8 protein-coding genes and 5 tRNA genes are annotated in these 6,674 nt (G+C 74.1%); 6 read left to right on the forward strand and 7 right to left on the reverse strand.

Annotated features, from left to right (window positions below; genetic code table 11):
• The 3 genes from PV341_RS42680 to PV341_RS42690 all read right to left on the reverse strand — a co-directional run.
• Positions 1-611: GNAT family N-acetyltransferase (locus PV341_RS42680; protein ID WP_500360680.1), on the reverse strand; the 611-nt coding region annotated here is incomplete at its 3' end.
• Between the two features lie 65 nt (positions 612-676).
• On the reverse strand, positions 677-1,540 hold the full coding sequence (locus tag PV341_RS42685; RefSeq protein WP_500324478.1) for an aminotransferase class IV: 864 nt from the start codon (positions 1,538-1,540) through the stop codon (positions 677-679).
• Positions 1,527-2,594, reverse strand: coding sequence for a chorismate-binding protein (locus PV341_RS42690; protein WP_500360682.1), 1,068 nt, complete (start codon positions 2,592-2,594; stop codon positions 1,527-1,529). Before PV341_RS42690 ends, PV341_RS42685 begins: the two co-directional genes overlap by 14 nt.
• Before the next feature lie 202 nt (positions 2,595-2,796).
• Here PV341_RS42690 and PV341_RS42695 point away from each other — a divergent pair.
• The 5 genes from PV341_RS42695 (at position 2,797) to PV341_RS42715 (ending at position 3,260) form a co-directional block, all read left to right on the forward strand.
• Positions 2,797-2,869 (forward strand) — tRNA-Gly (locus tag PV341_RS42695).
• Between the two features lie 27 nt (positions 2,870-2,896).
• Positions 2,897-2,967 (forward strand) — tRNA-Cys (locus PV341_RS42700).
• A 4-nt stretch (positions 2,968-2,971) separates the two neighbouring features.
• A tRNA-Val gene (locus PV341_RS42705) sits at positions 2,972-3,043 on the forward strand.
• 47 nt (positions 3,044-3,090) lie between these two features.
• Positions 3,091-3,162, forward strand: a tRNA-Val gene (locus tag PV341_RS42710).
• A 23-nt stretch (positions 3,163-3,185) separates the two neighbouring features.
• Positions 3,186-3,260: transfer RNA gene (locus tag PV341_RS42715), tRNA-Val, on the forward strand.
• 41 nt (positions 3,261-3,301) lie between these two features.
• Here the strand turns inward: PV341_RS42715 and PV341_RS42720 are convergent.
• From PV341_RS42720 to PV341_RS42735, 4 genes are all read right to left on the reverse strand, one after another.
• Positions 3,302-3,592, reverse strand: coding sequence for a TFIIB-type zinc ribbon-containing protein (locus tag PV341_RS42720; RefSeq protein ID WP_499510831.1), 291 nt, complete (start codon positions 3,590-3,592; stop codon positions 3,302-3,304).
• A gap of 7 nt (positions 3,593-3,599) precedes the next feature.
• Positions 3,600-4,577, reverse strand: a complete 978-nt coding sequence (locus PV341_RS42725; RefSeq protein ID WP_500360683.1) for a phosphotransferase enzyme family protein — start codon at positions 4,575-4,577, stop codon at positions 3,600-3,602.
• A gap of 192 nt (positions 4,578-4,769) precedes the next feature.
• Positions 4,770-4,973, reverse strand: coding sequence for a hypothetical protein (locus PV341_RS42730; RefSeq protein ID WP_018564248.1), 204 nt, complete (start codon positions 4,971-4,973; stop codon positions 4,770-4,772).
• A gap of 263 nt (positions 4,974-5,236) precedes the next feature.
• Positions 5,237-5,479 carry a DUF8836 family protein gene (locus tag PV341_RS42735; RefSeq protein WP_499510833.1) on the reverse strand — a complete coding sequence of 81 codons (243 nt, stop codon included), beginning with the start codon at positions 5,477-5,479 and terminating at the stop codon, positions 5,237-5,239.
• 198 nt (positions 5,480-5,677) lie between these two features.
• Here PV341_RS42735 and PV341_RS42740 point away from each other — a divergent pair.
• Positions 5,678-6,674, forward strand: a 997-nt coding sequence (locus PV341_RS42740; protein WP_500360684.1) for a serine/threonine-protein kinase, incomplete at its 3' end; no start/stop codon positions are given.

Below are 6,674 nucleotides of genomic sequence, written 5' to 3' on the forward strand. Positions count from 1 at the left end.
ACCCACAGCTCCCCCACCACCTGCCCGGCCTCCCCGGCTCCGCCGACCTCCAGCACCCTCAGCACGGCGCCGGGCGTCCCGAGCCCCTCGGGGAGGGCGGCCAGGTCGTCCGCCTCGGCCTTGGCGCGGGCCTGCTCCTCGGGCACGCCGCGCCGCGTCCAGGACCGGACGTACTCGTCCCGCCTGCGGGCCGCCCACGCCGGGTACTCCGCCTCCGTCATGGGCCGCACGACGCTGCCGTCGGGCAGCGCGGGCGGCGCGTCGGGCAGCGCCTTGAGCATGTTCCGGTTGCGGACGACGTACCCCAGCACGCCCGCGAGCCGGAGCGCGGCCGCGTCCTCCGTCCGCACCGAGACCTCGATGCGGCGGCAGCCCCATCCCCGCAGGACCTCCTCCGCGGCGAGGGCCGCGACCGTGCCGCGGCCGCGGTGCTGCTGGTCGGGGTCGATCCGCAGTGCGGCGATGCGTCCGACCTCGGGCCCGAACCGGGCGTCGGTGCACAGGGTGGTCTCCCCCACCGGGCGCCCGTTGACACAGACGTGGAAGCGGCGGGCGCGTACTCCGCCGCGCCAGCGCTGTTCGGGCTCGGCCGGGCGCAGGGTGGTGGTCATGGTGTGGAGTTCTACCGGGTCGCCGCGGTTACGTCACGGGTTCAACCACCCGGGACCGCCCCGGCTCAGGGGTTCGGGTGCTCCACGGACCGCTCCGCGAAGACCCGCATCGCCTTGGCCGTGACCGGGCCGGGGCGGGCCCCGGTGGCCAGCTCGCGGTCGTCGACCCGGTGGACGCCCTGGACGTCGCGGAGCGAGGAGGTCACGAAGATCTCCTCCGCCTCGGCGAGGGCCTCGAAGGGCAGGTCGGCCTCTTCGGCGCCGGCCCACTCGATGACGAGCTCGCGGGTGATCCCGGCGAGGCACCCGGAGGCGAGCGGCGGGGTGAGCAGCTTGCCCCCGAGGACGACGAAGACGTTGGAGCCGGTGCCCTCGCAGAGGCGTCCCTGCGTGTTGGCGAAGAGCGCCTCGGAGGCGCCGTGCTGGTGGGCGCGGGCCAGGGCCACGACGTTCTCCCCGTAGGAGGTCGTCTTGAGCCCCGCGAGGGCACCCTTCTCGTTGCGGGTCCAGGGGACGGTGACGACGGCCGTCGTGTCGGGGCGGACGGTCGCGGTGCCGAGGGCGACGACCAGGGTGGGGCCCGTGGTTCCGCGCTCGGAGCCGAGCGGCGAGGTGCCGCCGGTGTAGGTGACGCGGAGCCGGCCGTGGGGCGCCGGGTTGGCGGCGAGGACGGCCTCGCAGGCGTGGCGCACCTCGTCCAGGTCGGGCTCGGGCAGGCCGAGGCCGCGCGCGGAGCGGGCCAGCCGGCGCAGGTGGCGGTCCATCGCGAAGGCGGTGCCGCCGGTGGCCTTGAGCGTCTCGAAGACGCCGTCCCCGACGGTCAGGCCGTGGTCCATGACGGACACGGACGCCTCGTCGGTCTCGCGCAGCGCGCCGTTGACCCAGATCGCGCCGGCGGTGGTCGTGCTCACGGTGTCACTCTGCCCCATGGTTCCGTTCGCCTTCGTTCGAGTCGTACGTACCCGACGCTACTGCCAGCAGCCGGGAGGCCTTCAGTTCCGTCTCGTCCCACTCCCGCTCGGGATCGGAGCCCCAGGTGATCCCGGCACCGGTGCCGAAGCGCAGCACGGGGCCGCCGGGGGCGGCGCGGTCGATCCAGAAGGTGCGGATGCCCACGGCGAGCTCGCCGGTGCCGCGGTCGGCGTCGACCCATCCGATGCCGCCGCAGTAGGGGCCGCGGGGGGCGGTCTCCAGTTCGGCGATGATGCGCAGGGCGCTGGACTTGGGGGCGCCGGTGACGGAGCCCGGCGGGAACGCGGCGTCCAGCAGCGCGGCCCAGCCGGCACCCTCGCGCAGTTCGCCGCGCACGGTGGAGACGAGGTGGACCAGGCCGGGGTGCTTCTCCACGACGCAGAGGTCGGGGACGGTGACCGTGCCGGTGGCGCAGACCTGCCCGAGGTCGTTGCGGACCAGGTCGACGATCATGACGTTCTCGGCGTGGTCCTTGGGCAGCAGGTCGGCCTCGGTGCGGCCGGTGCCCTTGATGGGTCCGGACTCGACCACCTCGCCGCGGCGGCGCAGGAAGAGTTCGGGGGAGGCGCTGGCCACCTCTATGCCGTGCGCGGGCAGCCGGACCGTTCCCGCGTGCGGGGCGGGGTTGCCGCGGGCGAGGACGGCCGCGAGGGCGTCGACGTCGGCGTCCGGCTCGGGCAGCGGCGCGGTGAGCACCCGGCAGAGGTTGGCCTGGTAGACCTCGCCGGCCGCGATGTACTCGCGGACGCGGCGCACTCCGGCGGTGTACCCGGCGCGGTCCAGTGAGGACGTCCAGTCGCCGCGGGCGGGGCCCTTCCAGAGCCGGCGGGGGGCGGCCGCGGCGGGTTCCGGCCGGACGTTCCCGAAGCGCGCGCAGACCATGTCGCCCTCGAAGCCGGCGACCACCGCCCAGAAGCCGGAGGAGTCCAGCGCGGCCGGGTCGGTGGTGACATCCCGCAGGTCGGAGGCGACGAGGCCGCCGAATCTGGCGAGGGGCTCGAGGTCGGGCACGGGGCTTCCCAGGTCGGTCCGGTGGGGCGAGTGCGAGTCTAAGTCGGCGCCGACGAACGAGATGCGCTGGTCACCGACCCGGCACGCTGCGGAAACGCGTTTTGGTGGCGGAGCCGTAATCCGCTAGAGTTCAACTCGTCGCCGGGACGCGCAAGCGCATCGGCGGAGGTCCCGCCCGGGTGCGAGCTCCGGGGGAGACACTGCGGACGTGGCTCAGTTGGTAGAGCATCACCTTGCCAAGGTGAGGGTCGCGAGTTCGAATCTCGTCGTCCGCTCGAAGTGGGGGTCACCGCCCCCGCGCTGGTGGAGTGGCCGAGAGGCGAGGCAACGGCCTGCAAAGCCGTCTACACGGGTTCAAATCCCGTCTCCACCTCTGAGGACGATTAGCTCAGCGGGAGAGCGCTTCCCTGACACGGAAGAGGTCACTGGTTCAATCCCAGTATCGTCCACTGGGCCCGGGAGGGCCTTCCCCGACGCTTCGGCACGGGGGACCCGAGCGCGATTAGCTCAGCGGGAGAGCGCTTCCCTGACACGGAAGAGGTCACTGGTTCAATCCCAGTATCGCGCACGCTGCACCACCCGCAGTACCGAGGACGATTAGCTCAGCGGGAGAGCGCTTCCCTGACACGGAAGAGGTCACTGGTTCAATCCCAGTATCGTCCACCAGCAGCCGAGGGCCGGAGCGTTCGCTCCGGCCCTCGGTCGTGTCATGACGAGAAGAGCATGTGCGCCCAGCTCTGCTGCTTGTGGTGGCCGTGGTGGCCCCCGTGGTGCCCGCCGTGCGGGGCACCCCAGGCCGGGGCGGCGTGCTGCTGCGGGTACGCCTGCGGGTAACCGGGCGGCGGCGGGGCGGGCTGGGCGTACTGCGACTCCATGCGGGTCAGCGCCTCGAGCTCCCCGTAGTCCAGGAAGATCCCCCGGCAGTTGCCGCACTGCTCGATCTGGACGCCGCTGCGGGTGAACGTCTGCATCGGGCCATGACACTTGGGACAGAGCATCGTCGGCTCATCTCCTCGTTCGCGCCGGCCGGGGGTCCTCCCCCGGCGTAGGACTGCACTTTACTTCCGCGATTCGGCGGCACGTATCGAGGACGGTACGTTCCGTCCCGTCGAGTGCGCGGCCCTCCTGCGCGGCCTTGGCGACGGCTGTCGCCGCGGTCTGGACCGCCAACGCCCGTGCCGCCACGTCGAGATGCGGCCACGGGTCGCCGTCCGCGGGAACGGCGGGGCCGCCGCCGGCGCGGTACGCGCCGAGGAAGCGGCCCCAGTCGGCGGGGTCGAGCAGCCCGGCGGCGAACCACATCGCCGGCCGGGCCAGGTCCCAGGCGGGCTCGCCGAGCCCGAGGTCGTCCACGTCGATGAGGCACCACGGCCCGTCGGGCGCCGGGTGGCGCACCAGTTGGCCCATGTGCAGGTCGCCGTGGCACAGCACCTGCCGCGGCTGCGGGGCCTCGCCGCGCGCCCAGGGCGGCAGGCCGCGCCAGGCGGCGAGCACCGCCGGGTCGCCGGCGCCGGCGGCGCGCATCCTCGCGACCGCGCCGGCCGCCCTGACGGGGCCGCGCATCTGCGGCCGCGGGCCGGGCAGCGCGGCCACCGGCACGGTGTGCAGACGGGCCAGGAGCGTGCCGGCCTCCGCCCAGGGTGCGGAGTCCGGGTCGTCGCGGTCGACCGGCTCGCCGAGGGGCCACAGGCTCACGGTGCGGCCGAGGAGCACGGCGCTCAACGCGCCGCCGTGGTCGGGCAGCGGCGCCGGGGGCAGCAGGACGCCGTCGAGCAGAGGATGGGCGGCCACGCGCAGCCGCAGGTCGAGCTCTTGCGGATCGGTGCCCGGGGCGTGGGCCTTGGCGACGAGGCGGCCGCCGCGGACGACGGTGGCGTCGGGCCGTTCGGCGAGCACGGCGGGCCGCGCCTGGGCGGGTACCCGCGAGGCCGCTGCCGCGACCGCCCCCAAGGCGTGCGTCAGCGGTGCTCCGCTGCTGGTCACTTGCTCCCCCATGCCCCGTGTCACCGGCCCACTGTGCGGCAGCGCGCCGCCCACTGGCAATGCCGGGTGTGATGCCCGGGTACCGCCACGGTACCCGGGCATTCATGCCGTCCGCCGTACCCCCGTCCCCACGGGGTTGGTTCACCGGTCCTCGCGGACCCGGACCGCTCTTCCGGGGCCGCGGGGCGTCTGTCAGCGCCCCATCAGACCAGCTACGGACGACGCCTGTGTGACCACTGCGTCCCAGCCCCCGAAGGCCACCGCGAGCAGCACCGCGAGCGGCAGCACCATCGCCACCGCCACCAGCGGATGCCGGGTGCCCGACGGGCGTATGCCGAAGGCGGCGATCCTGCTGCCGCGCGCCGGCCGCACCGTACGGCTCACCGTGTTCGCCATGGCCCTCTCCCGGTCGTGGTCCGTGATCATGCACAGTTGTCAGGGCGGCGGGCGTTTGACCTCGGGGGACGAGTGCTCCGCCCGCCGCTTGACCTCAACATTAGGCGCGGCGCCGGCGCCGGTCGTCATGCCCTCGTACCGCTTCCCTGGCCTCCCCGAGGATGACTCCGGGTCCGGTCGCGTACTCCCCTGGGTGGAGGGACCCGGCCGCACCCCCGGGACATCCCCGAGGGGATCTCCCGGGCGGGCGCGGACGGGGACCGTCAGCCCCGTTCCTCGTCCTCCGCGTCGCCGGTCGGCATGGGCTGCTCGACCAGGGCGAGGACCCGGGTGGCCATGAAGCGCGCGGTGCGCACCACGGAGCCGGACCGGGTGACTTCGCTCACTTCCACCACCCCTCGGCGGACCGCCGTTTCGACCCTGCGGCCCGCCCTGGTGGCGACCACTTCGTACGTCCTTGTCGTGTCGCCCGCGTCGACGACTATCTCCACGCGGTCACCCTTCATGGCGTCAATCCCCCTTGTCCGACGGACTGTTGACGGCATGACGAAATTCCTGGCCGTCAGCGGCCGGAATTTTCCCCACCCTTCAAGGATCCCATCCGGCACTGACAATCCGCCGCCCCGCGCGGGCGCGGCCTCGCGGCGCGACGGGCGGTCAGTCCGTAAGCTGTCGGCGTCAGACTGGCCAGGCAGGCAGCGGGGATGGACGACATGGCGATGATGCGGCTCCGGCGCGAGGACCCGCGTGTCGTCGGCTCGTTCCGCCTGCACCGGAGGCTGGGCGCGGGCGGCATGGGCGTCGTCTACCTGGGCGCCGACAAGCGCGGCCAGCGGGTCGCGCTGAAGGTGATCCGCCCCGAGCTGGCCGAGGACCAGGAGTTCCGCTCCCGCTTCGCGCGCGAGGTGTCCGCGGCGAGACGCATCCGCGGCGGCTGCACGGCCCGGCTGGTCGCCGCCGATCTGGAGGCGGACCGCCCGTGGTTCGCCACGCAGTACGTTCCCGGGCCCTCCCTGCACGACAAGGTCGCCCGGGACGGCATGCTCCCGGCCGCCGAGACCGCGTCCATCGGCGCCGCGCTGGCGGAGGGGCTGGTCGCCGTCCACGAGGCCGGGGTCGTCCACCGGGACCTGAAGCCCTCCAACATCCTGCTGTCGCCCAAAGGCCCCCGGATCATCGACTTCGGCATCGCCTGGTCCACCGGCGCCAGCACCCTCACCCACGTGGGCACCGCCGTCGGGTCCCCCGGGTTCCTCGCGCCGGAGCAGGTCCGCGGGGCGGCGGTCACCCCGGCCACCGACGTCTTCGCCTTCGGCGCGACGCTGGCGTACGCGGCGATGGGCGACTCGCCGTTCGGGCAGGGCAGTTCGGAGGTCATGCTCTACCGGGTCGTCCACGAGGAGCCGGACCTCACCGGTGTGCCGGACTCACTGGCCCCGCTGGTGTACGCCTGCCTCGCCAAGGACCCGGAGCAGCGGCCCAGCACGGTCCAACTCTCCGAGCGGCTGGCCGAGATCGCCGCCCGTGAGGCCCGCGGCCTCGGCGCGGCGCCGGGCCGGCGCGACATCGTGCCGAGGGCGTCCGGTCCGCGCGCCGAGCGCCCCACGGGCCCGCGGGCGCAGGCGTACGCGGACCAGCAGACCGAGCGGCGGACGGCGGCGGGCACGCCCGTCCCGCCGCGTACCCCGGCCTCCCCCCGTA

The organism is Streptomyces sp. PA03-1a, from assembly GCF_033792805.1.
Classification (GTDB): Bacteria; Actinomycetota; Actinomycetes; order Streptomycetales; family Streptomycetaceae; genus Actinacidiphila.

Excerpts from the sequence above, each read along its gene's own strand:
- PV341_RS42685 (WP_500324478.1), bottom strand. The coding sequence starts at position 1,540 with ATGGGGCAGAGTGACACCGTGAGCACGACCACCGCCGGCGCGATCTGG.
- PV341_RS42720 (WP_499510831.1), bottom strand. The coding sequence starts at position 3,592 with ATGCTCTGTCCCAAGTGTCATGGCCCGATGCAGACGTTCACCCGCAGC.
- PV341_RS42730 (WP_018564248.1), bottom strand. The coding sequence starts at position 4,973 with ATGGCGAACACGGTGAGCCGTACGGTGCGGCCGGCGCGCGGCAGCAGG.
- PV341_RS42735 (WP_499510833.1), bottom strand. The coding sequence starts at position 5,479 with ATGAAGGGTGACCGCGTGGAGATAGTCGTCGACGCGGGCGACACGACA.